This window comes from Kitasatospora setae KM-6054 (genome assembly GCF_000269985.1).
GTDB classification, from domain to species: domain Bacteria; phylum Actinomycetota; class Actinomycetes; order Streptomycetales; family Streptomycetaceae; genus Kitasatospora; species Kitasatospora setae.
The window spans coordinates 2,758,069-2,785,004 of sequence record NC_016109.1; the positions used below are offsets into that span (position 1 = coordinate 2,758,069).

Here is a 26,936-nt window from a genome sequence, read left to right on the forward strand (position 1 = left end):
GTACCCGACCCCCGATCCCACCCAAAGGTTGACGTGTCGCGGGGCGACACGCCGCCCACTGTGGTGGTGAACACACCCATATGTCCCTGTCCGTACCGACAAGGTTGCTTCGTCTCGTACCCACCCGCGGCCCGTTCACCCCCCGTACGCCTGCCCGAGATGCGAACGGCATTCGGGTGGGGGCGGGGTGCGGGCGTAAAGTCTCCTGTTGGCCCTCATCCCGGTCGGCCGCCATCGTCCGCCCGGGTCCACGGTCAAACCACCTCCTGACCGTCCCGTCCACCAGGCGGAACGGTTACCGATCGGTAGAGATGACGGATCTCCGAGCGCGGTAGCACGATGGAGGCGGCGCGACAACTCAGTTTCGACCGACAGTGAAGGAACAGCGTGGCTTCCGGATCCGATCGCAACCCGATCATCATTGGCGGCCTCCCGAGCCAGGTCCCGGACTTCGATCCCGAGGAGACCGCGGAGTGGCTGGAGTCGCTTGACGCTGCCATCGACGAGCGGGGGCGCGAGCGTGCCCGCTACCTGATGCTGCGGCTGATCGAGCGCGCCCGCGAGAAGCGTGTCGCCGTGCCCGAGATGCGCAGCACGGACTACGTCAACACCATCGCCACCAAGGACGAGCCGTTCTTCCCCGGCAACGAGGAGATCGAGCGCAAGATCCTGAACGCGACGCGCTGGAACGCGGCCGTCATGGTCTCCCGCGCCCAGCGTCCCGGCATCGGCGTCGGCGGCCACATCGCCACCTTCGCCTCGTCCGCGTCGCTGTACGACGTGGGCTTCAACTACTTCTTCCGCGGCAAGGACGCCGACGGCGAGTCCGGCGACCAGGTCTTCTTCCAGGGCCACGCCTCGCCCGGCATCTACGCCCGCGCCTTCCTGCTGGACCGGCTGACCGAGCAGCAGCTCGACGCCTTCCGGCAGGAGAAGTCCAAGGCGCCGTTCGGCCTCTCCAGCTACCCGCACCCGCGGCTGATGCCGGACTTCTGGGAGTTCCCGACCGTCTCGATGGGCCTCGGCCCGCTCGGCGCGATCTACCAGGCCCGGATGAACCGCTACCTGGAGCACCGCGGCATCAAGGACACCTCCGACTCGCAGGTGTACGCCTTCCTCGGCGACGGCGAGATGGACGAGCCCGAGTCGCTCGGCCAGCTCTCGCTGGCCGCCCGCGAGGGCCTGGACAACCTGACCTTCGTGGTGAACTGCAACCTGCAGCGCCTGGACGGCCCGGTCCGCGGCAACGGCAAGATCATCCAGGAGCTGGAGTCGCAGTTCCGCGGCGCCGGCTGGAACGTCATCAAGCTGGTCTGGGACCGCAGCTGGGACCCGCTGCTGGCGCAGGACCGCGACGGCGTCCTGGTGAACAAGCTGAACACCACCCCGGACGGCCAGTTCCAGACCTACGCCACCGAGACCGGCGCGTACATCCGCGAGCACTTCTTCGGCGGCGACCTGCGCCTGCGCGCGATGGTCGAGAACATGACGGACCACCAGATCCAGCACCTGGGCCGCGGCGGCCACGACCACCGCAAGGTGTACGCCGCGTTCAAGGCCGCCCGCGAGCACAAGGGCCAGCCGACCGTCATCCTGGCGCAGACCGTCAAGGGCTGGACGCTGGGCCCCAACTTCGAGGGCCGCAACGCCACCCACCAGATGAAGAAGCTGACGGTCGAGGACCTGAAGCGCTTCCGCGACCGGCTGCACCTGCCGATCACCGACAAGCAGCTCGACGAGGGCTACCCGCCCTACTACCACCCGGGCCGCAACTCGGAAGAGATCCAGTACATGCACGACCGCCGCGAGGAGCTCGGCGGCTACGTGCCCACCCGCAAGGTGCGCCCGCGCAAGCTCGAACTGCCGGGCGACGACGCCTACAAGGCGGTCAAGAAGGGTTCCGGCAACCAGACCATCGCCACCACCATGGCGTTCGTCCGGGTGCTCAAGGACCTGATGCGCGACAAGGGCATCGGCAACCGCTTCGTGCCGATCGCGCCCGACGAGTACCGCACCTTCGGCATGGACTCGCTGTTCCCGTCCGCCAAGATCTACAACCCGCTCGGCCAGACCTACGAGTCGGTCGACCGCGAGCTGCTGCTGGCGTACAAGGAGTCCCCGGCCGGCCAGATGCTGCACGACGGCATCTCCGAGGCCGGCTGCACCGCCTCGCTGATCGCGGCCGGCTCCTCGTACGCGACGCACGGCGAGCCGCTGATCCCGGTGTACGTCTTCTACTCGATGTTCGGGTTCCAGCGCACCGGCGACCAGTTCTGGCAGATGGCCGACCAGCTGGCCCGCGGCTTCGTGATCGGCGCCACCGCCGGCCGCACCACGCTGACCGGCGAGGGCCTGCAGCACGCCGACGGCCACTCGCACCTGCTGGCCTCGACCAACCCCGGCGTGGTCGCCTACGACCCGGCCTACGGGTACGAGATCGCGCACATCATGCAGGACGGCCTGCGCCGGATGTACGGCTCCTCGGCCGAGCACCCGCACGGCGAGGACGTCTTCTACTACGTCACCGTCTACAACGAGCCGATCAAGATGCCCGCCGAGCCGGAGAACGTCGACGTCGACGGCATCCTCAAGGGCCTCTACAAGCTCTCCGACGGCACCGCCGGCCAGATCCCCGCGCAGCTCCTCGCCTCCGGCGTGGCGGTGCCGTGGGCCCTGGAGGCGCAGCGGATCCTCGCCGAGGAGTGGAACGTCAAGGCGGACGTCTGGTCGGCGACCTCCTGGAACGAGCTGCGCCGCGACGCCGTCGCCGCCGAGGAGTTCAACCTGCTGCACCCGGAGGAGCCGCAGCGCGTCCCGTACGTGACCGCCAAGCTCTCCGGGGCCGAGGGTCCGTTCGTGGCCGTCTCCGACTGGATGCGCGCCGTCCCGGACCAGATCTCCCGCTGGGTCCCCGGCCAGTACCAGTCGCTGGGCGCCGACGGCTTCGGCTTCGCCGACACCCGCGGCGCGGCCCGCCGCTTCTTCCACATCGACGCGCAGTCGATCGTCCTGGGCACGCTCACCGAGCTGGCCAAGCAGGGCAAGATCGACCGCTCGGCGCTGAAGGACGCGATCGACCGCTACCAGCTGCTCGACGTGGCCGCGGCCGACCCGGGCTCCGCGGGCGGCGAGGCGTAAGCACCGCCTGACGGAAAGGTCCGCCCGGAGAGGGAACCCCCTCTCCGGGCGGACCTTTCCGTCTGTTCCTCCCGCCCCGGGCGACCCCCGTGAACGCGAAGATCCGCCCGGGGAGGGGAACTCCCCTCCCCGGGCGGATCCGCGGGCAGCGCGGGTCAGATGTGGACCGAGGGTCCGGTCTCGTTCACGCCGCGGCGGGTGAGCAGGCCGAGGCCCGCCGCCGCCAGGGCGACGACGGCGGCGACCACGAAGGCCACGCCCATGCCGCTGACGAACGAGGAGTGCACGGCGTCGGCGACGCCGCGGGCGAACTCGGGGGTGGCGGCCGGGCCGAGGTCGCCCGCCTGCGGGGCGATGCCGAGCTGCGCGCCCTGCTTGAGCAGTTCGCCCTGCTCGCCGGCGGGGAGCGGTCCGCCGGTCACGGCCTGCCACTTGCCGGGGAGTTCGCTGGTGACCTTGGAGGCCATCACCGCGCCGAGGACGGCGGTGCCGAGGCTGCCGCCGACCTGCATCGCGGCCTGCTGGAGACCGCCGGCCACGCCGGAGAGCTCCAGCGGGGCGTTGCCGACGATGACGTCGGTGGCGCCGACCATGACCGGGCTGAGGCCGAGGCCCATCAGCAGGAACCAGAGCGACATCACGCCGTTGCCGGAGTGGATGTCCAGGGTGGACATGCCGATCATCGCGGCGGTGGTGAGCAGCATGCCGCCGACGATCGGGATCCGCGGGCCGACCTTGCCGATCAGGAAGCCGGCCACCGGCGCGCCGACGATCATCATGCCGGTCATCGGCAGCAGGTGGACGCCGGCGTCGACCGGGGCCATCCCGTGCACGTTCTGCAGGTAGAACGTGACGAAGAAGATGCCGCCGAAGAAGGCGAACGCCATCAGCACCATCAGCAGGGTGCCGGCCGAGAGCGGCACCGAGCGGAACAGCGAGAGCGGGATCAGCGGTTCCTTGGCGTACTTCTGCCAGACCGCGAAGAACACCAGGGCGAGCAGCGCGCCGCCGAGGAAGAGCAGGGTGAGCGGGTCGCCCCAGCCCCAGCTCGGGGCCTTGATGATGCCCCAGACCAGCATGAACATCGCGCCGGAGAGCAGCACGATGCCGGGGATGTCGAAGGACTTGGCGGCGTTCTCGGCCCGGACGTCCTTGAGCACCAGCAGGCCCAGGACCAGGGCGATCAGGCCGACCGGGACGTTGATGTAGAACACCGACTCCCAGTTGACGTGCTCGACCAGCAGGCCGCCGACGATCGGGCCGGCCGCGGTGGAGGCGCCGATGACGCCGCCCCAGATGCCGATCGCCATGTTGAGCTTGTCGGTGGGGAAGGCGCCGCGCAGCAGGCCGAGCGCGGCGGGCTGCAGCAGCGCGCCGAACAGGCCCTGGAGCACGCGGAAGAGGATCACCTGCTGGATCGAGCCGGCGAAGCCGATCGCGGCGGAGGTGGCGGCGAAGCCGACCGCGCCGACCAGGAAGGTGGTCTTGTGGCCGAACCGGTCACCGATCTTGCCGGCGGTGATCAGGAAGACGGCGAGGGCCAGCAGGTAGCCGGAGGTGACCCACTGGATGTCGGACGGGCTGGCGTTCAGGTCCTTGGCGATGGCCGGGTTGGCGATCGCGACCACGGTGCCGTCGAGGGCGACCATCATGACGCCGACGGCGACGGTGAGCAGGGTCAGCCAGGGGTGCCCCCGCAGCCGGCCGCCGGCGGCCGGGGCCGCTTCCTTGTCGAGTACTACGGACTGGCTCATGTCTCGGGACTTCCCCGTTCGTGTGGTGGTGCGGGGCCCGCGCCGCAACGGCCGGGACGACTGGACGGCCGGCGCGTCCGGGACGGCTGGGACGGCTGGGACGGCACCGGCGCGGAGGGCGGCGGTGCCCGGCCCTCACGCCCGTCCCCACGAGCTCCACGACAGCCGGGTACCGCCGTCGCGGAACATTATGTCAGTCACTGACATTCGACAAACGGTGACTCCTGTCACCTGGTGCCAGTTCACGATCACGGCGCTATCGTTGGCCCCATGGCCATGTCCACCACCGCCGCCGACCCGCAGCCCGTCGGCCTGCGCGAACGCAAGAAGCGTCGCACCCGGGACGCCCTGGTCGACGCCGCGCACCGGCTGTTCCTCTGCCACGGCTACGGGCGCACCACGGTGGACGAGATCGCCTCCGAGGTGGAGGTCTCCCAGCGCACCTTCTTCCGGTACTTCGCCAACAAGGAGGAGGTCGCCCTCGCGGTGCTGGCCGACGCCGAGGAGGCGTTCCTGGGCTTCCTGCGCAGCCGCCCGGCCGCGGAGAACCCGCTGGAGGCGATGCGCGGCGCCGTCCGGGAGGTGTGGCAGTCGGTCGACCGCGGCGCGGGCACCGGCCCGGCCGCGCTGGAGCTGTTCGAACTGATCGAGTCCACCCCGACGCTGCTCGCCGCCCACCTGCGGCACACCATCCAGCAGGAGGCCGAGGTCGCCCGGATCCTCGCCGAGCGCGAGGGCCTCGACCCGGACGCCGACCTGCGCCCCCGCCTGCTGGCCGCCGTCTTCGGCACCGTGGTGCGGATCTCGCACCTCTCGTACGCGGCCGGCCCGGCCGCCGACGGGCACTCGATGACCGGCATGCTCGACCTGATCGAGCGGCACTTCGACCAGCTCGGCCCGGCGCTGGCCGGCTCCTGGCGCTGACCCCCTACCGGGGTGGTACCCCGGACGCGCTACCGGGGTATGAGGACACCCGCCGCTCCGGCGACCTACCCTCGGCCCGGTGAACCCCTGGACCGAATTCGTGCGCGCCCTCACCGAACCGCTCGGCGACCACCGCCCGCCGCTGTCGACGGCCCGCCGACCCTGGATCCGGATGCTGCCGCACGGGCTGGTGCTGCTGGCGGCCGCCTCGCTGCTGCCCACCGGCATCGTCACGCTGCAGCGGTTCTACGGGGTGGACCCGGCGCTGGCCACCGCGCTCGCCACCGTGCAGGCCGGCGTGCTGCCGGTGGCGCTGACCCGGCCGCTGCTGGCCTGGCAGCTGACGGTGCCGTCGGTACTGGTCGGCGCGGTCGCCACGCACGGCGCCGCCGCCGAGCAGCCCTGGCCGTGGCCGGTCACCACGCTGCTGTCGTACCTCTTCCTGATGGTCTTCCTGGCGGTCCGGGAGCGCGGCCGCACCCTGTTCGCGGTCTGGGTGGTGACCTTCGTCGGCTGCAGCCTGAGCTGGACGGTCTTCACCGCGCACTTCGACGGCTCCTCGGTGGTCGCCACCGCGCTGTCCGGCGTGCTGCTGCTGCTCGGCTGGAGCCTGCGCGGGCGCGGCGAGGCGAGGCGGCGGCTGGCCGAGCAGGAGCGGATCTCGGAGACCGAGCGGGCCCGGCGCACCCTGCTGGAGGAGCGCGCCCGGATCGCCCGCGAGCTGCACGACGTGGTCGCCCACCACATGTCGGTGATCACCGTGCAGGCCGACAGCGCCCCGTACCGGATCGAGGGCCTGCCGCCGGCCGCCGTCGAGGAGTTCGGGCAGATCGCGGCCGCCGCCCGCGGCTCGCTGGCCGAGATGCGCCGCCTGCTGGGGGTGCTGCGGGCCGCCGGGACGGCGCCGGACAAGGCGCCGCAGCCGGGCCTGGACGACCTGCCGACGCTGCTGGCCACCGTCGGCCAGGCCGGGGTGCGGGCCGAACTCGCCGTCGAGGACGGGGTGTCGGCGCTCGGCCCGGTGCCCGAGGCGGTCGGTCTGTCGGCGTACCGGATCGTCCAGGAGGCGCTGGCCAACGTCGTCCGGCACGCCCCCGGCGCCGCCGCCGAGGTGCGGCTGCGGGCCGCGGCGGACGGCGCGCTGGGCCTGGCCGTCCGCAACGGTCCGCCGCCCGGCCGGGCCGCGGACCGGGCCGGGGCCGCCGTCGAGACCTCCGGCGGCACCGGGCAGGGACTGGTCGGAATGCGCGAGCGCGTCCGGCTGCTGGCTGGCACCCTGGACACCGGCCCGACCGCCGACGGCGGGTACCTGGTGACCGCCGTCCTGCCGCTGGACGGCACCGGCCCGGGTCCGGACTCAGGGGAGAGCACCGCATGACCATCCGCGTCCTCATCGTCGACGACCAGGCGATGGTCCGGGCCGGCTTCGCCGCCCTGCTGAACGCCCAGAGCGACATCGACGTGGTCGGCGACGCGGCCGACGGCCGGCAGGCGGTCGAGGCCAGCGGCCGCACCCACCCCGACGTGGTGCTGATGGACGTCCGGATGCCCGAGATGGACGGCCTGGAGGCCGCCCGCCGGCTGCTCGACCCGCCGCCCGGCACCGCCCACCGGCCGCGCGTCCTGATGCTCACCACCTTCGACGTCGACGACTACGTGTACGAGGCGCTGCGGGCCGGCGCCAGCGGCTTCCTGCTCAAGGACGCCCCGCCCGCCGACCTGATCGCCGCCGTCCGGGTGGTCGCGGCCGGCGACGCGCTGCTCGCCCCCTCGGTCACCCGCCGGCTGATCGCCGACTTCGCCCGCAACCGCCCGGCGCCGCGCCGCGACCCCCGGCTGCGGCTGAACGGCCTGACCCCGCGAGAGACCGAGGTCCTCGAACTGATCGCCCGCGGCCTGTCCAACCAGGAGATCGCAGCCCACCTGGTGCTCGCCGAACAGACCGTCAAGACCCACGTCGGCCGGATCCTCGGCAAGCTCGACCTGCGCGACCGCGCCCAGGCCGTCGTCCTCGCCTACGAGAGCGGCCTGGTCCAGCCCGGCGAGCGGTAGCACCGCCCGGGGTGGCCCCCCGGTATGACACCGCGGTTGGCCCCCCGGGGTGACGCCCGCCCGGCCACCGCCTTCCTACCTTCCTCCCGTAGCCGAACGGACGGAACGGAAGGAGGACGGGGATGCTGTCGCGTCTGCGTCGGGGAACGGCCGCGGCCGGGTTGGTGCTGGCCGCGGTGCTGGGGGTCGGGTCGTGGGCGTCCGCGGACGCGCAGACGCCGCTGACCGGGCCGCCGCCGGGCAGCGCGGCCTGGGTCGCGGACACCACGCTGGGGGTGCGGCCGCCCGACCCGGCGAAGGCCGGGCCGGCCGAGGTGGCCGCGTTCTTCGCCGGCCTGCCGGCCGCCCAGCGCGAGGCACTCGCGGTCCGCCACCCGCAGGTGGTCGGCAACCTGGACGGCGCCCCGGTCGCCCTGCGGCTGCGGGCCAACGCGCTGGCCGCCGCCGAGGAGCGCGACCACCAGCGGGCCCGGGCCGCCGAGCACGGCCTCCCGGCCGCCGAACGCGCCGCGGCCGCCGCCCGGGCCGACCGGTACGACGACCTGGCGCGCCGCCGCCTGCTGGCCTTCGACCCGCGCGGGCGGGGCCAGGTCGCCGAGGTCTTCGGCGACCTGGAGCACGACCCGCGGACCGTCGTCCTGGTGCCCGGCTCGGACACCGACCTGGCGAGCTACGACCGCCCCTCGGCGGCCGGCTACGACACCCTCGCCGGGATGGCCCGCGCGCTGCGCGCGGCGAGCGGCGACCGGGTCGCCGTGGTCGCCTGGACCGGCTACACCACGCCGGTCGGCCTCGGCGTGGACGCCGCCCGCGAGGAGCTCGCCGAGGCCGGCGCCGAACGGCTGGCCCGGCTGGCGGCCGGACTCGCGCCGGTGACCGGGCCGGTGGAGCTGGTCTGCCACTCGTACGGGTCGGTGGTCTGCGGGCGCTCGGACCCGGACCCGGCCGCGGTGGCGGGGGTGGTGGCGGTGGCCTCGCCCGGGATGGGCCTGGAGCGGGCCGACCGGCTGCGGGTGCCGGTGTGGGCGGTGAGCCGCAACGCCGAGGACTGGATCGGCGACGTGCCGAACGTCTCGCTGCTCGGCTTCGGCCACGGCGCCGACCCCACCTCGGCCGGCTTCGGCGCCCGCCCGCTGCCGTCGGACGGCTCGCACGGCCACACCGGCTACTTCGCGCCCGGCTCGGCCTCCCTCGCGGCCCTCGCCGCCCTCGCCCTCACCGCCCGCGCCTGAGCCCGTACCTGAGCCCGCGCCTGAGCCCCGGCCCGAACCCGACCCCGGGCCCGACCCCGCGTCACCGACCGGAGGAGAACTCGACGATGACCGTGCTGACCAGGCTCCGCCGCACCGCGGCGGCGATCGACGCCAAGACCCCCGCGACCCGCGACCGCGCCCTGGACGGGCTGCGCGCCGTCGCCCTGCTGTCCGTCCCGCTCGGCCACTGGATGCTCGGCGGCTTCGACGCCGCCGGCGGCGTGCTGCACAACGCCAGCCCGCTCGGGGCGATGCCGTTCATGGCGCCGCTGAGCTGGGTGCTGCAGATGCTGGGGGTGTTCTTCCTGGTCGGCGGCCGGGCCTCGGCGCTGTCGCTGCGCCGGGCCGCCGAGCGCGGCGTGCCGACCGGGCGCTGGCTGCGCGGCCGGGTGCTGCGGCTGGTGCGCCCGGTGCTGGGGGTGGCCGCGGTGTGGGCGGCGCTGGTGCCGCTGCTGCACGCGCTGGGCGTGCCGGACGCGCCGGTGCGCACCGGCGCGGTGCTGATGGTGCAGCCGCTCTGGTACATCGCGATGTACCTGGTGCTGACCGCGCTGACCCCGCTGTGCGTCAAGTTCGGCGCGCTGACCAGGGGTTGGGGTTCGGCGGGGCTGCTGGCGGCGGTCGCGGCGGTGGACTTCCTGCGGTACGGGCCGTGGGGCGGCGCGATGCCCGGCTGGCTGAGCCTGCTGAACCTGCTGCCGGGCTGGCTGTTCGCCTACCAGCTGGGCGTGGACTGGGCGCACGGCCGGCTGACCCGGGCCGGGGCGAGGCTGCTGGCGCTCGGCGGCGCGGCGCTGTTCGCGGTGCTGCTGCTGGTGTTCCACTACCCGGCGAGCATGGTCGGGGTGCCGGGCGCGGCCCGCACCAACTCGCACCCGCCGTCCCTGCTGGTGCTGGCGCTGGCGTCGGCGCAGGCCGGGGTCGCGGTGCTGCTGAAGGACCGGCTGGGCCGGGCGCTGCGGCGGCCGCTGCTCTGGCTGCCGGTGGTGGTGGTCAACCTGGGCGCGATGACGATCTTCTGCTGGCACCAGAGCGCGATGTTCCTGACCGCGCTGGCCGGTTCGCGGCTCGGCGCGCTGCCCGGCCTGACCACCGCCCCGGACTCGGGCGGCTGGGCGCTGGCCCGGCTGGCCTGGCTGCCGGTGTTCGGCGCGGTGCTGGCGCTGCTCGGCCGGTGGGCCCGCCGCTTCGACGCCCCGTGGCCGTCCCGGACCTGGCGGGCGGTGGCGGGCGCGGGCGCGGCGCTGTTCGCGGTGTACGCGCTGGGCGCGGTCTGACGCCGGCCGCCGGCCCGGCGCGGTCCGGGCCCGGCTGTCGGTGCCGGCCCGTACGCTGCCCGCCATGGCGACCTTCGACGAGCTGACCGCGCTGGCCCTGGCGCTGCCGGGGACCCACCAGGAGGAGACCTGGGAGCAGGTGACGTTCCGGGTCGGGCGGAAGATCTTCGCGATGGGCCGGCCGGAGACCGGCGAGGCGACGGTGAAGGCCGCCCCGGCGGAGCAGGCCGAGCTGGTCGCGGCCGCTCCCGGGGTGTTCTCGGTGGCGCCGTACACCGGCCGGTTCGGCTGGGTCCGGGTCCGGCTGGCCGGCCTGGAGGCGGCGGAACTGGGCGAGCTGCTGACCGACGCCTGGCGCTCGGTGACCCCGAAACGGGTGGTGCGGGAGCACGGCGGGTAGCGTCCGGGCGAATGTGACGCGGAACACCGTTTACTCCCTGCCCGGCGGGTCGGGCGCCCTCTACTCTGGCTGACTAGTAGTTGGCAGTCACAGCACCGTCGGGCCCGTCCCGCCGCGATGTACCGGCCCGAGGGAGTGGACGCCATGCACCGCAGGCGGGTCAAGCGGATCCTGATCGGCGTCTTCGCCGGCTGCGCGGCCCTGGTGGACGCGGGTGCCGCCGCCGCCCAGGCCGCCGCCTCCAACGAGCAGTTGGCGATCACCACGCCGCCCGCGGGCAGCACCGCCTGGGTCGCCGACCAGAGCTTCGGCCACCCGCTGCCGGACCCGGCCACCGCCGACCCGGCCGCCGTCGCGGCGTTCTTCGCCGCGCTGAAGCCCGCCGAGCTGACCCGGCTGATCGCCGCGTACCCGCTGGTGGTCGGCAACCTGGACGGCGCCCCGGCCGAGGTCCGCTACCGGGCCAACCGGGTCGCGATCGGCGACGAGCGGGACCGCGCCCGGCAGCGCGCCGCGGACCCGGCGCTGGACGCCACCGCCCGCGCGCTGGCCGCCTCCCGGGCCAACGACTCGGAGCGGCTGCTCGCCCCGGGCCGGCAGGTCCTCGCCTTCGACCCGCGCGGCCGCGGCCTGGTCACCGAGGTCTGGGGCGACCTGTCGGCCGCCCAGCGGATCGCCGTCCTGGTCCCCGGCTCGGACGCCGACCTCGGCCACTTCGACCAGAGCGCCGACCCGCTGCGCTCCCCCGCCGGGATGGCCCGCGCGCTGTACGCCGAGGAGCGGGCGCAGTCCCCCGGCACCCGCACCGCGGTGGTCGCCTGGACCGGCTACGTCACCCCGCAGGGCCTCGGCCCGGACGCGGTCACCGCCCGGCTCGCCACCGCGGCCGCGCCCCGGCTGACCCGGCTGCTGGCCGGCCTGAAGCAGACCAGCCACCCGGACGCGCCGCCCGCCCTGCTCTGCCACTCGTACGGCTCGGTGGTGTGCGGCACCGCCGCCCCGGGGCTGCACGCGGCGGAGCCCACCGACGTGGTGGCGTTCGGCAGCCCCGGGATGGGCGTCGACTCGGCGGCCGAGCTGGGCACCGGCGTCCAGGTGTGGGCGGCCCGGAACCCGAACGACTGGATCGGCAACGTCCCGTACCTGGAGGTCGGCGGCCTCGGGCACGGCGCGGACCCGACCACCCACGCGTTCGGCGCGATGTCGATCTCCTCGCTGGGCGCCAGCGGCCACAACGGCTACCTGGCCGAGGGCACCGCGAGCCGGCACAACTTCGCCGCGATCGCGCTCGGCCACTACGGGGACGTCACCGGCCCGTCCGAGACCCAGGGCTGACCGGCCCGGCCGAGGTCCGGGGCCGTCAGGACCGGACCGCCGCCGCTCAGAGCTCGCGGGCGTCCGAGGTCGAGCCCATGTCGGCGTAGCGGCCGCCCGCGACCCGGGCCGCGATCGGCTCCAGCTCGGCCAGCTCCTCCTTGTCGAGCACCAGCCGGGTCGCGCCCAGGTTCTCCTCCAGCCGGCTCCGCTTGCGGGTGCCGGGGATCGGCACCACCGCGGTCAGGCCGTGCGCCTCGGCGCGCTGCCCCAGCCAGGCCAGCGCGACCTGCGCGGCGGTGGCGCCGCGGCGCTCCGCGATCGCCCGGATCGGGGCGACCAGCGCGGCGTTCCCGACCGCGTTCTCGCCGGTGAACTGCGGCAGGTGGCGGCGGTAGTCGCCGGCGTCCAGCTGCCCGGCGTCGGCGAACGCCCCGGTCAGGAAGCCGCGGCCGAGCGGCGAGTACGGCACCAGCGCGACGCCCAGCTCGGCCGCGGCCGGGACGGCGCTGCGCTCCACGCTGCGGGCGAAGATCGACCACTCGGACTGCAGCGCGGTGATCGGGTGCACCGCGTGCGCCTCCCGCAGCTCCGGGCCGGTCACCTCGGACAGGCCCAGGTAGCGCACCTTCCCGGCCTCGACCAGCTCGGCCATCGCGCCGACCGACTCGGCCAGCGGCACGTTCGGGTCGCGGCGGTGCATGTAGTAGAGGTCGATCACGTCGACCCCGAGGCGGGCCAGCGAGGCGTCCACCGCCCGCCGGATGTACGCCGGGTCGTTGTTGATGCCCCGGTACGCGGGGTCGTCGGCGCGCCGCTCGATGGCGAACTTGGTGGCCAGCACGACCTGCTCGCGGTGGGCCCGGACGAACGGGCCGATCAGCTCCTCGTTGGCGCCCGAGCCGTAGATGTCGGCGGTGTCGAACAGGGTCACGCCCAGTTCGAGCGCCCGCTCCAGGGTGGCCAGCGCCTCGCCGGTGTCGGTCGGGCCGTAGAACTCGCTCATCCCCATGCACCCCAGGCCCTGCACGCCCACGACCGGGCCGTGGCCGCCGAGCCGGGTGGTCTCGATGCTGCTGTCGCTGCTCATGCGCTCTTCCTGTCCTGTGCCGGGTGTTCCGCTGTCGGGTGTTCCGCTGTCGGGTGTTCCGCTGCCGGGTGGCCGGCCGTCCGGCCGCCGGGGAGCCCCCCGTCGGGGAGCCGGGCGTCGAGTTCGTCGTAGTGGTCGATCTTCTTGTCGATCGCGGCGAGCGTGGCGTGCAGGTCGGCGAGCCGCTGGCGCACCTCGGTGCGGTGCGCGACCAGCAGGTCCCGCCGCTCGGCCCGGGTGCCGTCCCCGGCCCGGAGCAGTTCGACGTACCGGACCATGTCGGCCACCGGCATGCCGGTCAGCCGCAGCTTGGTCAGGAACGCCAGCCGGGCGAGGTCGGCGTCGGTGTAGCGGCGCTGCCCGGCGTGCGAGCGGTCGACCGGCTCCAGCAGGCCGATCCGCTCGTACCAGCGCAGCGTGTGCGCGCTCAGCCCGCTGATCGCGGAGACCTCGCCGATGCTGTGCCGGGGCGTCAGGTCCGGTACGGCGACCGGGTGTCGGAACGCCTCCTCGCACGCCGGCACCTGCTCCGCGGCCTCTGCCATGGTTCCGCTCTCCCGTCTCGACGACACCGACGACGCTACCGACTTGGAGTGCGCTCGAAGCAAGCCCGGCACGCCACCGCCCCGCCCCGGCCCGCCCCGGCTGGATAGAGTGCGGCCCATGCAGAGCTTGCGGATGATCGAGGACTGGCCGGTACCCCACGCCGCGGCGGCGGTGGTCCGCGGGAGCGACGGCGCGCTGCTGGGCGCGCACGGCCCGCAGGACCACCTGTTCCCGCTCGCCTCGGTGACCAAGCTGCTCAGCGCGTACGCCGTGCTGGTCGCCGTCGAGGAGGGCGTCTTCGAGCTGGACGACCCGGCCGGGCCGGCCGGGTCCACCGTCCGCCACCTGCTGGCGCACACCTCGGGCCTGGCCTTCGACGAGCACCGGGTGATGGCCGAGCCCGGCAACCGGCGGCTCTACTCGAACGCCGGCTTCGACGTGCTGGCCGCCGCCCTGGAGAGCGCCTCCGGCATCCCGTTCGCCCGGTACGCCGCCGAGGCCGTCTTCCAGCCGCTCGGCATGCACGCCACCCTGATCAACACCGCGCACCGCGCGCCGGCCGGCGCGGGCGGCCTCTCCACCGCCGCCGACCTGGCCCGGTTCGCCGCCGAGCTGCAGTCCCCCAAGCTGCTCGACCCGGCCACCGTGCGCGCCGCGACCCGCGAGGTCGCCTTCCCCGGCACCAGCGGCGTGCTGCCCGGCTTCGGCCACCGCCGCCCCAACGACTGGGGCCTGGGCTTCGAGATCCGCGACCACAAGGCCCCGCACTGGACCGGCACCGCCAACTCCCCCGGCACCTTCGGCCACTTCGGCCAGTCCGGCACCTTCCTCTGGGTCGACCCGGAGGCCGGTCTCGCCTGCCTCGCCCTCACCGACCGCGACTTCGGCCCCTGGGCGGCCGAGGTCTGGCCGCGGTTGGGCGACGCGGTCCTCGCCGAAGCGGCGTAGCGCGCGGCGCGCCCCGGCTCAGCCGTACCGCACCGGCGTGTGCATCTCCCAGAGCAGCAGCTCGACCCCGTCCGGCCCGGCGGTCGGGTCCGCGAACGCGTCGCCGGTGATCCGGACGGAGTCGCCGGGCCCCGCCGAGCGGCCGCCGCCCTGCGGGCCGGGGACGGTGCGGTAGCCGACCGATCCGGCGACGACGTGCGCGTAGCGGAAGGGCGCCGCGGGCAGGTCGGGCAGCGGCATCCAGGCGGGGGCCCGGACCAGCCAGAGCGCGGCGTCGCCGCGGCGCAGCCGGGGCGCCCGGTCGGCGTCGGCGTCCCGCCCGGAGGCCAGCAGGTGCAGGCCCTCGCCGTCGGGGACGGTGCGCAGGCCGAGGCCGGGCGCGGCGCCGTACGCGTCGGGCTGCAGCCACATCTGGACGAAGCGGACCGGTTCGGCGGCCCCGCCGACGTTGCGCTCGGTGTGGGTGACGCCGCTGCCGGTGGACTGCACCTGGACGGTGCCGGGCCGCAGCACGCCGGCGTGGCCCGCGTCGTCGCGGTGGGCGAGGGCGCCGGAGAGCACCCAGGTGACGATCTCGGTCTCGCTGTGCCGGTGCGCCTCGTAGCCGGCGCCGGGGGCCAGGGTCTCCTCGTTGCAGGCGAGCAGCGCGCCGAAGGAGGTGTTCCGCGGGTCGTAGTGGCCGGCGAAGGAGAAGGCGTGCCGGGTGGTGACGCCTTCGGCGGGTTCCGACAGGTAGCGCTCGGCGGTGCGCCGGAGGTCGGCACGGCCGCGCTCCTTGCGGCCCGGCCCGGACGCCGGTTCGACGGTTTCGTACGCCTGCCCGTCCTGGGGCGGAAGTTCCACGCTCACGGGCACCACGGTAGCCGGTGTGACGGGTGCCACCGGCCGACATCGGTCCCGGTGTGCACGAGCACCCTCCGGCGTGAGGCAGGCTAGTGCCGTGCCATCCGCCTCAGCGAAACCCGACAAGCCCTCCGACCGGGCGTCCGACGCGCGCGCCTCCTCCGAGCGGCCCGAGCGGCCCGCCGAGAAGGCCGCGGAGAAGAAGCCCGCCCGGCGCCCGGCCGCGGCGAACCGCCCCGCGGGGGTGCCGGGCCGGGGGCGGATGACGGCCGAGGAGCGGCGGCTGGCCGCCGAGCGGGCGGAGCTGCGGGCGGCGACGCTGAAGCGGCTGGAGAAGTCGGCGGGCAAGCTGGCGTCCGCGGCGATCGCCCGGATGGACGACCAACTGGCCTGGTACCGGCGGATGCCGCCGGAGCACCGCTCGTGGATCGGCCTGGTCGCGCAGGCGGGCATCGCGGCGTTCACCGAGTGGTACCGGCACCCGGAGGCGCCGCAGGCGATCTCCACGGACGTGTTCGGCACCGCCCCGCGCGAGCTGACCCGGGCGATCACGCTGCGGCAGACCGTGGAGCTGATCCGCACCACCATCGAGGTGATGGAGGAGGCCATCGAGGAGGTGGCCGCGCCCGGCGACGAGGCGGGCATGCGCGAGTCGGTGCTGGTCTACGCCCGGGAGATCGCGTTCGCCACCGCCCAGGTGTACGCGCAGGCCGCCGAGGCGCGCGGCGCGTGGGACGCCCGGCTGGAGGCGCTGGTGGTCAACTCGCTGCTGTCCGGCGACGCCGACGAGGGCGTGCTGTCGCGGGCGGCGGCGCTCGGCTGGGGGCAGCCCAGCCAGGTGCGGGTGGTGATGGGCAGCGCCCCGGACGGGGACAGCGAGCTGGTGGTGGAGGCGATCCGGCGCGCGGCCCGGTACGCCAAGCTGCACGTGCTGACCGGAGTGCTGGGCCGCCGGCTGGTGGTGGTGGTCGGCGGTGACAAGGAGCCGGTGCACGCGGCCCGGGCGCTGATCGGGCAGTTCGCGCCGGGCCCGGTGGTGGTCGGTCCGACGGTCGGCGACCTGCTGTCGGCGACCCGGTCGGCGCACGCCGCCGCGCAGGGCCTGAAGGCGTGCGCGGCCTGGCCGGACGCGCCCCGCCCGGTGCTGGCCGACGACCTGCTGCCGGAACGGGCGCTGGCGGGCGACGAAGTGGCGCGCCGTCAGCTGGTGGAGGAGATCTACACACCCCTGGAGGAGGCCGGCTCGGCCCTGCTGGAGACGCTGAGCGTCTACCTGGAGCAGGCCTCCTCGCTGGAGGGCGCCGCCCGGATGCTCTTCGTTCACCCGAATACCGTGCGCTACCGGCTGCGTCGTGTGACAGACGTCACCGGCTATGCTCCGTCGGACGTGCGTTCGGCCTTCACCCTGCGCATCGCCCTTGCTCTGGGACGTCTCGGTTCCGGGTCCGACCAGGGGTGACCCGACTGTAGGGAATCCACAAGCCGACGTGCTTTTCTTCGTCATCGTCGCCTACCCGCCCCCGGGTGTCCGGCGAGAGAGGGTTGAACCGTGCTCGTTATCGTCGCCCCTGGACAGGGTGCCCAGACCCCCGGCTTCCTCAACCCCTGGCTCGAACTGGACGGCGCCGCCGACCGGCTCCGCCAGTGGTCGGAGACGGCCGGCCTCGACCTGCTGCACGCCGGCACCGGGGCCTCCGAGGAGGAGATCAAGGACACCGCCGTCGCCCAGCCGCTGCTGGTCGCCGCCGGCCTGGTGACCGCCGCCGCGCTGTTCCCGCAGGGCCTGACCGGCACCGTGGGCGCGGTGGCCGGCCACAGCGTCGGCGAGATCACCGCCGCGGCGCTGGCCGGCGTGCTGTCCGAGCAGGACGCGCTGAACTTCGTCCGCGAGCGCAGCCTGGGCATGGCGGAGGCCGCCGCGGCCACCGCGACCGGCATGACCGCGGTGCTCGGCGGCGACCAGGAGGCCGTGCTCGCCAAGCTCGCCGAGCACGGCGTGACCGCGGCGAACAACAACGGCGGCGGCCAGCTGGTCGCGGCCGGCACGCTGGAGCAGCTGGCCGCGCTGAAGGCGGACCCGCCGGCCGGCGCGCGGCTGATCCCGCTGAAGGTCGCGGGCGCGTTCCACACCGCGCACATGGGCCCGGGCGTGGTCCGGCTGGAGAAGCTGGCGCCGACCCTCGCGGTCGCCGACCCGGCCCTCACCTACCTGTCGAACCGGGACGGCGAGCCGGTCGGCTCCGGCGCCGAGGTGCTCGCCCGGCTGGTCTCGCAGGTCTCCAACCCGGTCCGCTGGGACCTCTGCATGGAGACCCTGCAGCGGATCGGCGCGACCGCCGTGATCGAGCTGTCCCCCGCCGGGACGCTCACCAACCTGGTCAAGCGCAACGTCAAGGGCGTCGCCACGCTGGCCCTGAAGACCCCCGCCGACCTCGACAAGGCCCGCGCGCTCGTGGCCGAGCACGGCAGCCAGGAGGCGACCGCATGAGCCCGACCATCAAGCCGGCCACCGGCGCCCAGCACTCCCGCATCCACGGCGTGGGCGGCTACCGGCCGACCCGGGTGATCCCCAACTCCGAGGTGCTGAACTGGATCGACTCCTCGGACGAGTGGATCCGCACCCGCTCCGGCATCGCCGAGCGCCGCTGGGCCGGCCCGGAGGAGACCGTCGCCGAGATGTCGGTGCAGGCGGCCGGCAAGGCCGTCGCGATGGCCGGGATCCGGCCGGAGCAGATCGGCGGCGTCATCGTGGCGACCGTCTCGCACCTGAAGCAGACCCCGGCGATCGCCACCGAGATCGCCCAGCGGCTCGGCTGCGGCACCGCCCCGGCGTTCGACATCTCGGCGGCCTGCGCGGGCTTCGGCTACGGCCTGAGCCTGGCCGACGGCATGGTGCGCGGCGGCAGCGCCGAGTACGTGCTGGTGATCGGCGTGGAGCGGCTGTCCGACCTGACCGACGTCACCGACCGGTCGACCGCGTTCATCTTCGGCGACGGCGCGGGCGCCGCGATCGTCGGCCCGTCCGACACCCCCGGCATCGGCAAGGTGATCTGGGGCTCCGACGGCTCGCAGGCCGACGTGATCTCGCAGACCCAGGCGTGGGACACCGCGTTCGCCAAGCCGGACGCGGTCAACGGCGCCGGTGACGAGACCAAGTGGCCCGCCCTGCGGATGGAGGGCCAGGCGGTCTTCCGCTGGGCGGTGTACGACATGGCGAAGGTCGCCGAGCAGGCCCTGGAGGCCGCCGGGATCACCGCCGACCAGCTGGGCGCGTTCATCCCGCACCAGGCGAACATGCGGATCATCGACGCCATGGTCAAGAAGCTGGACCTGCCCCCGAGCGTCCCGGTGGCCCGCGACATCGCGGAGACCGGCAACACCTCCGCCGCGTCCATTCCGCTCGCCATGGAGCGGATGCTGGAGCGCGGCGAGGCCAAGAGCGGCGACCTGGCACTGATCATCGGCTTCGGGGCGGGTCTCGTCTACGCCGCCGCGGTCGTTACGCTCCCCTAGGCGTTTTTCCCCGTCACACCCCTGTAGAGCGCGTCGGCCCACCGGGCCGCACGCCGTCAACACCGAGAAGGAGCAGCCGACATGGCTACCCGCGAAGAGGTTCTCGAAGGTCTCGCCGAGATCGTGAACGAGATCGCCGGCATCCCCACCGAGGACGTCGCCCTCGACAAGTCCTTCACCGACGACCTGGACGTCGACTCGCTGTCCATGGTCGAGGTCGTCGTCGCCGCCGAGGAGCGCTTCGGCGCGAAGATCCCGGACGACGAGGTCAAGAACCTCAAGACCGTCGGCGACGCGGTGGACTTCATCGTCGCCAACGTCTGACCGGTGTCAGGCTCCCGGCCGGGGCGCGCCCGGCGCGCCCCGGCCGGACCCCCCACCTCCCGCTCCTCCGGCCTCCCCGGGTCCTCCCCTCAGATCTGAGAGAAGAAGAAACCAGTGACTGCTGAAAACCGCACCGTGGTCGTCACGGGTATCGGCGCCTTCACGCCGCTGGGCGGCGACGCCGCCACTTTCTGGGAGGGCCTGCTGGCCGGCAGGTCCGGGGTCCGCGCCCTCACCGAGGAGTGGGCGGCCGACCTGCCGGTCCGGATCGCCGCCCGGGTGGCCGTCGAGCCCGGCGAGATCCTGCCCCGCCCGCTGGCCCGCAAGCTGGACCGCTCGGCCCAGTTCGCGCTGATCGCCGCCCGTGAGGCGTGGAAGGACGCGGGCTACCAGGCCCCGGCCACCGACGAGTCCAACGCGCTGGCGCCCGAGCGGCTGGGCGCGGTCATCGCCTCCGGCATCGGCGGCGTCACCACCCTGCTCGACCAGTACGACGTGCTCAAGGAGCAGGGCGTCCGCAAGGTCTCCCCGCACACCGTCCCGATGCTGATGCCCAACTCCCCGGCGGCCAACGTCGGCCTGGAGGTCGGCGCCCGCGCGGGCGTGCACACCCCCGTCTCCGCCTGCGCCTCCGGCGCCGAGGCGATCGGCTACGCGATCGAGATGATCCGCACCGGCCGCGCCGACGTGGTCGTGGCCGGCGGCACCGAGGCGGCGATCCACCCGCTGCCGATCGTCGCCTTCTCCAACATGATGGCGATGTCCAAGAACAACGACGACCCGCAGCACGCCTCCCGCCCGTACGACAAGGGCCGGGACGGCTTCGTCCTCGGCGAGGGCGCCGGCGTGGTCGTGCTGGAGTCCGCCGAGCACGCGGCCGCCCGCGGCGCCCGGGTCTACTGCGAGGCCGTCGGCCAGGGCCTGTCCTCGGACGCGCACCACATCGCCCAGCCCGAGCCGACCGGCGCCGGCGTGGCCCGCGCCATCGACGACCTGTTCGCCCGCAACGAGCTCGACCGGTCCGAGGTCGTGCACGTCAACGCGCACGCCACCTCGACCCCGCAGGGCGACACCGCCGAGATCAAGGCGCTGCGCCGCACCCTCGGCGAGCACCTCGACCACGTGGCGATCTCCGCCACCAAGTCGATGACCGGCCACCTGCTCGGCGGCGCGGGCGGCATCGAGACCGTCGCCACCGTGCTCGCCCTGTACAACCGGATCGCCCCGCCGACCGTCAACGTGGTCGACCTGGACGACGACATCGACGCCGACATCGTCCGCGACGAGGCCCGCAAGCTGCCGGTCGAGGGCCGGATCGCCGCCCTCAACAACTCGTTCGGCTTCGGCGGCCACAACGTGGTGCTGGCCTTCCGCACCGTCTGACGCGCCGTCCGCTCCGGGGCACCCGGAAGGGGGTGCGGGGATCCTCCCCGCACCCCCTTCCGGCGTCTCCGGACCCGGCGTCAGACCACCTGGTGCAGCCAGCGCACCGGCGCGCCCTCGCCCGCGTACCGGAACGGCTCCAGCTCGTCGTCCCAGGGCTTGCCGAGCAGCCTGGAGATCTCCGCCGCCAGGTCGCCGCCCTCGTTGCGGGCGCGCAGCAGGACGGCGCGGAGCCGGTCCTCCGGGATCAGGATGTCGCCGTGGATGCCCGTGACGGCGTGGAAGATGCCGAGCGCGGGCGTCGAGGAGTACCGCTCGCCCTCCGCCGTGGCGCAGGGCTCGCTGGTCACCTCGTACCGCATCAGCTGCCAGTCGCGCAGCGCGGAGGCGAGTTTGGAGGCGGTGCCGGGCTCCCCCTGCCAGGAGAGTTCGGACCGCCAGTGGCCGGGCGCGGCGGGCTGCCTGATCCAGTCGAGGTTGACCCGGACGCCTAGCACCCCCGCGACCGCCCACTCGACGTGCGGGCACAGCGCGCGCGGCGCGGAGTGGACGTAGAGCACACCACGTGTCGTCACCGGGACCTCCTGGCTGTGGACGAGGGTCGCCTTCCCCAGCTGCCTCGCGCCGTCGCCGGTAGGTAGTGACCACTTGCTACCCCGTGAAGCTCGGCTTATTCGACATTAGGTCATCAAATCGAGCAAAACGGACAAGCTTTCCCCCCATGCTAGTCGGTTCCTCCGAGAGGTCTACCCCCACAGCGCCCACCTCCCCCGAACGGCCGCACGCGCGCGCCCCCGCCGGGGATCCCGCTCCGGTGGGGCGCATTGACGGCGCGACAGCCGAGGACGGCGGGGGCGTCCCGCTCCCGCCCTCGCACGCTGCTCGCCATGGAACATCCAGCACGTGCAGCAGTCGTGGGGGTGAAAGGTTCAGGTTGTCAAATGTTCAGCTAGACTCGAACGCATGGAGCAGCCGGAGGAGGAGCAGGTCATGACGGAGGAGACCGCCGCACCCGTCGACCCGATCACGCTGGAGGTCGTCGACCTGATGGCCCGCCTGGTCGGACTCTTCCACCGCGAGTACGAGGAGGCCGCCGCCGCCCGCTCGCTCACCGGCGCCCAGGCCAAGGTGCTGGCGCTGCTGCGGCGCGGGCCGATGCCGATGCGGCACATCGCGCAGACGCTGTCCTGCGAGCCGTCCAACATCACCGGCATCGTCGACCGGCTGGAGGGCCGGGGCTTCGTCACCCGGGAGTCCGACCCGCAGGACCGCCGGGTCAAGCTGGTGGTCGCCACCGACGCCGGGCGGTCCGCCTCCACCGAGCTGCGCGAGTCGCTGAACTTCGCCCGCGAGCCGCTGGCCGCCCTCGACGGCGAGGAACGCGCCCAACTCCGCGACCTGCTGCGCCGGATGCTCGACTCCACCGGCCCCAAGGCCGGCTGAGCCCGCCCCGCCGCCCCCGGCCACCGCCGTCCTCCCGTGCGGGGACGGCCCCGTTGACCTGCCCGGTTCCGTCGGTTCGAAAAATCTCTCGAAAAGAATGGTTCGCGTGTAACCATTCCGCGTGCCGGGCCGTCCAAGTAGTGACGAGAGCCGATCCGCAGTGCCGCGGGTCAGCCGAGTGCCTGCCCTCGGGCACCAGTTGCCGCCGCGCGCAGAGAGACCTCCGACCGATGACCGACGCCAAGCACGACGCCGCCCCGGACCGCTCCCGCGGCCGCCGGACAGCCCGGGCACTCGGGGCCGTCACCGCCGTCGCGGTCGTCGCCGCGGCCGGGACCGGCGCCTGGTACTACCAACGGCTCGACCACAACATCACGACCTTCGCGCCCGAGGGCATCGCCTCCAGCCGCCCCCCGGCCGCCGCTCCGGCACCCACCGGCGGGCGGCCCGTGAACGTCCTGCTGCTCGGCTCCGACACCCGGGAGGACGGCAACGGCGCGCTGGGCGGCGGCGACGAGGGCGTGGGCCACTCCGACACCGCGATCCTGCTGCACGTGTACGCCGACCACAAGCACGCGGTCGGCGTGTCGATACCGCGCGACACCCTGGTCACCGTCCCGTCCTGCCGCCTCCCGGACGGCAGTTGGAGCCGGCAGCGGACCAACCAGATGTTCAACTCGGCCTTCACCGTGGGCGAGTTCAAGAACGGCAACCCGGCCTGCACGCAGAACACCGTCGAGACGCTGACCGGCCTGCGGGTGGACCACACCCTGGTGGTCGACTTCAAGGGCTTCGCCGCGATCACCAGCGCCGTCGACGGCGTGGACGTCTGCGTGCCCAACGACGTCGACTCGTACGGGATCCACCTGACCAAGGGCCGGCAGACCGTCTCCGGGCAGCAGGCGGTGGACTACGTCCGGGCCCGGCACGGCCTCGGCGACAGCTCCGACATCGGCCGGATGCTCCGCCAGCAGGCGTTCATGTCCTCGCTGATCAAGAAAATACAGGGCCGGGGCTTCGACCTGACCACCCTGCTGCCGCTCGCCGACGCCGCCACCAAGTCGCTGACCGTCGACCCCGAACTCGGCTCCCCCTACAAGCTGGCCGAGTTCGCCCAGTCCCTGCAGGACATCCCGCTCTCCCAGATCCAGTTCGTCACGCTGCCCTGGCGCTTCCAGGGCGCGCGCGTCGCCGTGGTCGAACCCGACGCGAGCATCCTGTGGAACCTGCTGCGCCAGGACCGCACCCTGGACGGCCGCGCCACCGGCACCGGCGCCTCCGCCACCCCCGCCGCGCCCTCCCCGGGCACCACCCCCGCCCCGACCGCCACCGGCCCGTCCGCCACCGGCTCGGCCACCGCCCTGAACACGCCGGTCACCGTGCACAACGCGGCCAAGAGCACCGGCCTGGCCGGGCGCACCGCGCTCGCCCTGCGCGGCCGCGGCTACACCGACATCACCATCGGCGCCGACACCCCGGCCCGCCGCACCACCCTGATCGAGTACGGCCCCGGCGGGCGGGCCGCCGCCGAACAGCTCGCCCTGCTCTACCCCGGGGCCGAACTCCGCGCCGACGGCACCGACGGCCTGGTGCTCACCCTCGGCCAGGACCGGGCCGGGGCCGACACCGCGGGCGTCCCCGGGAGCGACGGCGGGGACGGGGCCGAACCCGACGGCGCCGCCACCGGGTCGCCCGCCGGGTCGTCCGCCACCGACGGCCCCTCGATCCCGGGCGGCGTCGCGGCCGGCGGCGGACCCTCGGCCGGCACGCTGCCCACCGGCATCCCCTCCGGCATCACCGACAACACCCGCCCCGCCGACGCCGACCTCTGCAGCGACCTCGACTTCGGCTGACCCGCCCCGCCGCCCGGGCTCAGGACGGCGGGTCGGGCAGGCCGGTCACCAGCACCGTCACCCGGCGGCCGGCCAACTCGCCCGCCCGCAGCAGCCCGTACGCCGCCCACAGCGCCTTGGCCACGTACCGGCGCTCCAGCGGCACCCCGTACGCGGCCTCGAACCACCGGGCGAACCGTTCCAGCTCGGGCGGGACCCTGCCGTAGCCGCCGCCGTGCCAGCCGTGCGCCAGCCGCCAGTTGGCGGACTCCCGGCCGTACCCGGCCCGCTGCAGGGCGGCCACCTCGGCCTCCAGGTAGCCCTCGCCGCGCAGCACCGCGACCCCGAGGGCGCGCGCCCCGGCGGGCAGCCCCGCCGCGACGCCGGCCAGGGTGCCGCCGGTGCCGACCGCGCAGCAGAGCACGTCCCGCGCGCCGAAGTCGGGCAGCTGCCCGGCGAGTTCGGCCGCGACCACGGCGGCCCCGCGCACGGCCGGGCCGTTCGAGCCGCCCTCCGGCAGCACGTGGTACCCCGCCCGCCGCTCCCGCCCGGCCGCCGCCTCCCGGTAGGCCGAGCGCTCGACGAACTCCAGCACCATGCCGTCCCGTTCGGCCCGCGCCAGCGACCAGTTCCGCGGCCGCCCCGCCAGCTCCGCCCCCCGGATCACCCCCACGCTGGCCAGCCCGAGCCCCTTCGCCGCGGCCGCCACCGCCCGCACGTGCGTCGAGTACGCCCCGCCGTAGGTGAGCAGCCCGCGCGCGCCCGCCGCGACCGCCAGCTCCAGGTTCGGCGCGAGCTTGCGCCACTTGTTGCCCGGCACCGTCGGATGCGCCAGGTCGTCCCGCTTGAGCCACAGCTCGGCCCCCGCCGCGGCGAACTCCGGATCGTCGACCGCCGTCAGCGGCGTGGGCAGGTCAGCGGCGGCAAGCATCCGCCCACCCTAGTGCTGCCCCGCCGGGCCGGGACCGGGACGGGGATCGGGACCGGGGCCGGGGCCGGTCAGAGGACGACGACGCCCAGTGGTCGGCGTCCGGCGTCCAGCCGGTGGGTGGCGCCGGTGTCGAGGTCGACCAGGGTGATGCCGTTCCAGTAGCCGTCCCGGGTGAAGCCGCCGGTGACGTAGGCGGTGCGGCCGTCGGCGGAGAGGGCGACGTTCTCGTGCGGGACGCCGAGGGGGTAGACCCGCTCGCCGCCGCCGGGGTCGCGGACGGTCAGGCTGGGGCCGCGGTCGTCGCGGGCGATCGGACCGGAGCCGACCACCAGCAGGCGGCCGTCGGGCGCGACGGCGACGCCGTGCTGGTGGGTGTCGGCGGTCATCGGCTCGATCGCCACCCGGCCGGTGGCGGGGTCGACGACGGCCAGCCGCTCGCCCTCGAAGGGCAGCAGCAGCTTGCCGTCGCCCGGCCGGACCGCCGCGTAGTGCGGCTTGAGCCAGGAGCCGAGGCCGCCCTCGGTGCCGTACGGGGCGACCTCGATCCGGCGGGTGGCCAGGCTGTCGGCCGCGACCACGGTGACGTCGAAGGAGTCGTGGCCGGTGGCGTAGACCTCCCGGCCGTCCCGCGAGACGTCGACGTCGAAGGGGCGGCGGCCGATCGGGGCGACGCCGGTGACCTCGCCCTTCGCGGTGTCGACGACCTCCAGCACGCCGGTGCGGCCGGGCACGTTGACGCCGACGTACAGCCGGCTGCCGTCGAGCGAGAGGGCCAGGCCCATCGCGCCGCCGCGGTACTCGCCCGTCCCGGCGGGGCCGGTACCGGTGCGGGACGGAACCTTCCGGAGCAGGACGCGGGCCCTGGTGTCGACCTCGGCGACGCCCTCCGCGGTGCTGACCCAGGCCCGCCCGTCCGGTCCGAGCGCGACCGCGTACGGCGCGGTGCCGACCTCGACCGAGCCGATCGCGCCGCGCGCCGGGTCGACGAAGGTCACGGTGTCGGCGCCGAAGTCGGCCACCAGCAGCGTCCCGGCGGGGGTCTCGACCGGGGCGGACGCGGGGGCGGACGGGGCCGGGACGGACGCGGCGGGAGCGGACGCGGCGGGGACCGGCGGCGACGCGGGCGCGGCGCCGGTGTCGGTGCCGGTGTCGGTGTCGGCGCAGCCGGCCAGCAGCGCGGCCAGCACCGGCGCGGCCGCCAGCAGCAGCGGGCCGGTGCGCCGGCGGCGGGCGGTCACCGGGCCGCCCCGTCCGAGGTGTCCGTGCCGTCCGCGGCCGCCTCGGCCCGCCGGAGCAGGGCGGCGAGGGTGTCGAAGCCGCGCCGTTCGGCGTGCCGCAGCGGTGTCACGCCGTCGCTGTCGGCGAGCGCCGGGGAGGCGCCGGCGGCGAGCAGCAGCCGGACCACCTCGGCGTGCTCCCGGCCGCCGTCGCCGAGGATCACGGCCTCCAGCAGGGCCGTCCAGCCCAGCCGGTTGACGTGGTCGACGTCGATGTCGGTCTCGGCCAGCACGGCCCGCACGTAGGGAACGTGGCCGCGTTCGGCGGCGGGGATCAGGCTGACCCCGCCGAACCGGTTGACCAGCCGGACGTCCGGGCCGGCCGGCAGCAGGGCGCGCATCATCGGCACGCTGCCGGTGACGCCGGTGACCAGCCAGGGGCTGTCCTCCCGCTCGTCCCGCGCGTCGGGGTCGGCGCCGGCGGCGACCAGCAGGTCGGCCAGGGCGACGTGGTCGGCGAGCGCGGCGAGCAGCAGCGCCGTCCGCCCGTGCGGGTCGCGCGCCTCCGGGTCGGCGCCGTCCGCCAGCGCGGTCCGGGCGGCGTCGAGGTCTCCGGTGCGGGCGGCGGTGAGCAGGCGCTGGTCGGTCGGGGTCATCACGATCCTCCTTCTGAGGGACGGCAGGTGGAGCACGGAAGGCCTCAACAGACATGCGGGGGGACGCGGTGGGGGATGGCGGGTGTGAAGAACAGCGA

At 74.5% G+C, this 26,936-nt stretch carries 22 protein-coding genes and 2 pseudogenes; 16 read left to right on the top strand and 8 right to left on the bottom strand.

Translation table 11 applies throughout. From position 1 onward, the window contains the following. Positions 1–387: 387 nt before the first annotated feature. Complete coding sequence (gene aceE / locus KSE_RS12150) at positions 388–3,138, top strand: pyruvate dehydrogenase (acetyl-transferring), homodimeric type (protein WP_014135611.1); 2,751 nt, start codon at positions 388–390, stop codon at positions 3,136–3,138. 121 nt (positions 3,139–3,259) lie between these two features. On the opposite strand, the pseudogene KSE_RS12155 reads toward aceE, so the two are convergent. Beyond that, positions 3,260–4,892 (bottom strand): annotated as a pseudogene (locus KSE_RS12155) (MFS transporter); the annotation flags it as partial. 270 nt (positions 4,893–5,162) lie between these two features. Between KSE_RS12155 and KSE_RS12160 the strand changes: the two are divergent. The 7 genes from KSE_RS12160 (at position 5,163) to KSE_RS12190 (ending at position 12,133) form a co-directional block, all read left to right on the top strand. After that, on the top strand, positions 5,163–5,816 hold the full coding sequence (locus tag KSE_RS12160) for a TetR/AcrR family transcriptional regulator (RefSeq protein WP_014135613.1): 654 nt from the start codon (positions 5,163–5,165) through the stop codon (positions 5,814–5,816). Between the two features lie 79 nt (positions 5,817–5,895). After that, positions 5,896–7,194 (top strand): sensor histidine kinase, encoded by a 1,299-nt coding sequence (locus KSE_RS12165; protein ID WP_014135614.1) that lies wholly within the window; start codon positions 5,896–5,898, stop codon positions 7,192–7,194. Further along, positions 7,191–7,868 carry a response regulator gene (locus KSE_RS12170; RefSeq protein ID WP_014135615.1) on the top strand — a complete coding sequence of 226 codons (678 nt, stop codon included), beginning with the start codon at positions 7,191–7,193 and terminating at the stop codon, positions 7,866–7,868. The genes KSE_RS12165 and KSE_RS12170 overlap by 4 nt, the downstream gene beginning before the upstream one ends. Positions 7,869–7,990: 122 nt before the next feature. Further along, positions 7,991–9,100: an alpha/beta hydrolase gene (locus KSE_RS12175; protein WP_014135616.1), complete on the top strand. Its 1,110-nt coding sequence runs from the start codon at positions 7,991–7,993 to the stop codon at positions 9,098–9,100. 86 nt (positions 9,101–9,186) lie between these two features. Continuing rightward, positions 9,187–10,398, top strand: a complete 1,212-nt coding sequence (locus tag KSE_RS12180) for an acyltransferase family protein (RefSeq protein WP_014135617.1) — start codon at positions 9,187–9,189, stop codon at positions 10,396–10,398. A gap of 64 nt (positions 10,399–10,462) precedes the next feature. After that, positions 10,463–10,798 (top strand): MmcQ/YjbR family DNA-binding protein, encoded by a 336-nt coding sequence (locus KSE_RS12185; protein WP_014135618.1) that lies wholly within the window; start codon positions 10,463–10,465, stop codon positions 10,796–10,798. 144 nt (positions 10,799–10,942) lie between these two features. Further along, positions 10,943–12,133, top strand: a complete 1,191-nt coding sequence (locus KSE_RS12190) for an alpha/beta hydrolase (RefSeq protein WP_014135619.1) — start codon at positions 10,943–10,945, stop codon at positions 12,131–12,133. 46 nt (positions 12,134–12,179) lie between these two features. Here the strand turns inward: KSE_RS12190 and KSE_RS12195 are convergent, their stop codons facing one another. Further along, the gene (locus tag KSE_RS12195; RefSeq protein WP_014135620.1) at positions 12,180–13,202 is read right to left on the bottom strand and encodes an aldo/keto reductase; all 1,023 of its coding nucleotides are present in this window, start codon (positions 13,200–13,202) and stop codon (positions 12,180–12,182) included. A gap of 128 nt (positions 13,203–13,330) precedes the next feature. After that, positions 13,331–13,747 (bottom strand): annotated as a pseudogene (locus KSE_RS12200) (MerR family transcriptional regulator); the annotation flags it as partial. A 118-nt stretch (positions 13,748–13,865) separates the two neighbouring features. On the opposite strand from KSE_RS12200, the gene KSE_RS12205 reads away from it, so the two are divergent. After that, positions 13,866–14,696 (top strand): serine hydrolase domain-containing protein, encoded by an 831-nt coding sequence (locus KSE_RS12205; protein WP_014135622.1) that lies wholly within the window; start codon positions 13,866–13,868, stop codon positions 14,694–14,696. A gap of 18 nt (positions 14,697–14,714) precedes the next feature. On the opposite strand, the gene KSE_RS12210 is transcribed toward KSE_RS12205, so the two are convergent. Then, the gene (locus KSE_RS12210; RefSeq protein WP_231873162.1) at positions 14,715–15,545 is read right to left on the bottom strand and encodes a pirin family protein; all 831 of its coding nucleotides are present in this window, start codon (positions 15,543–15,545) and stop codon (positions 14,715–14,717) included. A 256-nt stretch (positions 15,546–15,801) separates the two neighbouring features. On the opposite strand from KSE_RS12210, the gene KSE_RS12215 reads away from it, so the two are divergent. The 5 genes from KSE_RS12215 to fabF all read left to right on the top strand — a co-directional run bounded on the left by KSE_RS12215 (position 15,802) and on the right by fabF (position 20,759). Next, positions 15,802–16,998, top strand: a complete 1,197-nt coding sequence (locus KSE_RS12215; protein ID WP_051055798.1) for a PucR family transcriptional regulator — start codon at positions 15,802–15,804, stop codon at positions 16,996–16,998. A 90-nt stretch (positions 16,999–17,088) separates the two neighbouring features. Next, positions 17,089–18,027 (top strand): ACP S-malonyltransferase, encoded by a 939-nt coding sequence (locus KSE_RS12220; RefSeq protein ID WP_014135625.1) that lies wholly within the window; start codon positions 17,089–17,091, stop codon positions 18,025–18,027. After that, positions 18,024–19,052, top strand: coding sequence for a beta-ketoacyl-ACP synthase III (locus KSE_RS12225; RefSeq protein ID WP_014135626.1), 1,029 nt, complete (start codon positions 18,024–18,026; stop codon positions 19,050–19,052). The genes KSE_RS12220 and KSE_RS12225 overlap by 4 nt, the downstream gene beginning before the upstream one ends. Positions 19,053–19,133: 81 nt before the next feature. Next, complete coding sequence (locus KSE_RS12230; protein ID WP_014135627.1) at positions 19,134–19,376, top strand: acyl carrier protein; 243 nt, start codon at positions 19,134–19,136, stop codon at positions 19,374–19,376. 114 nt (positions 19,377–19,490) lie between these two features. Then, positions 19,491–20,759 carry a beta-ketoacyl-ACP synthase II gene (fabF, locus tag KSE_RS12235; protein ID WP_014135628.1) on the top strand — a complete coding sequence of 423 codons (1,269 nt, stop codon included), beginning with the start codon at positions 19,491–19,493 and terminating at the stop codon, positions 20,757–20,759. An 80-nt stretch (positions 20,760–20,839) separates the two neighbouring features. Here the strand turns inward: fabF and KSE_RS12240 are convergent, their stop codons facing one another. After that, complete coding sequence (locus KSE_RS12240) at positions 20,840–21,334, bottom strand: DUF3145 domain-containing protein (protein ID WP_033259355.1); 495 nt, start codon at positions 21,332–21,334, stop codon at positions 20,840–20,842. Between the two features lie 388 nt (positions 21,335–21,722). Between KSE_RS12240 and KSE_RS12245 the strand changes: the two genes are divergently transcribed. Beyond that, entirely contained in the window at positions 21,723–22,202 is a 480-nt protein-coding gene (locus KSE_RS12245; RefSeq protein ID WP_014135630.1) for a MarR family winged helix-turn-helix transcriptional regulator, read from the top strand. Positions 22,203–22,432: 230 nt separating this feature from the next. Then, positions 22,433–24,055 carry an LCP family protein gene (locus tag KSE_RS45775; protein ID WP_033259356.1) on the top strand — a complete coding sequence of 541 codons (1,623 nt, stop codon included), beginning with the start codon at positions 22,433–22,435 and terminating at the stop codon, positions 24,053–24,055. 19 nt (positions 24,056–24,074) lie between these two features. On the opposite strand, the gene KSE_RS12255 is transcribed toward KSE_RS45775, so the two are convergent. The 3 genes from KSE_RS12255 to KSE_RS12265 all read right to left on the bottom strand — a co-directional run bounded on the left by KSE_RS12255 (position 24,075) and on the right by KSE_RS12265 (position 26,838). Further along, complete coding sequence (locus KSE_RS12255) at positions 24,075–24,965, bottom strand: 1-aminocyclopropane-1-carboxylate deaminase/D-cysteine desulfhydrase (RefSeq protein WP_014135632.1); 891 nt, start codon at positions 24,963–24,965, stop codon at positions 24,075–24,077. Between the two features lie 68 nt (positions 24,966–25,033). After that, complete coding sequence (locus tag KSE_RS12260) at positions 25,034–26,203, bottom strand: YncE family protein (RefSeq protein ID WP_014135633.1); 1,170 nt, start codon at positions 26,201–26,203, stop codon at positions 25,034–25,036. Continuing rightward, positions 26,200–26,838 carry an ankyrin repeat domain-containing protein gene (locus tag KSE_RS12265; protein WP_014135634.1) on the bottom strand — a complete coding sequence of 213 codons (639 nt, stop codon included), beginning with the start codon at positions 26,836–26,838 and terminating at the stop codon, positions 26,200–26,202. The genes KSE_RS12260 and KSE_RS12265 overlap by 4 nt, the downstream gene beginning before the upstream one ends. Positions 26,839–26,936 lie beyond the last annotated feature (98 nt).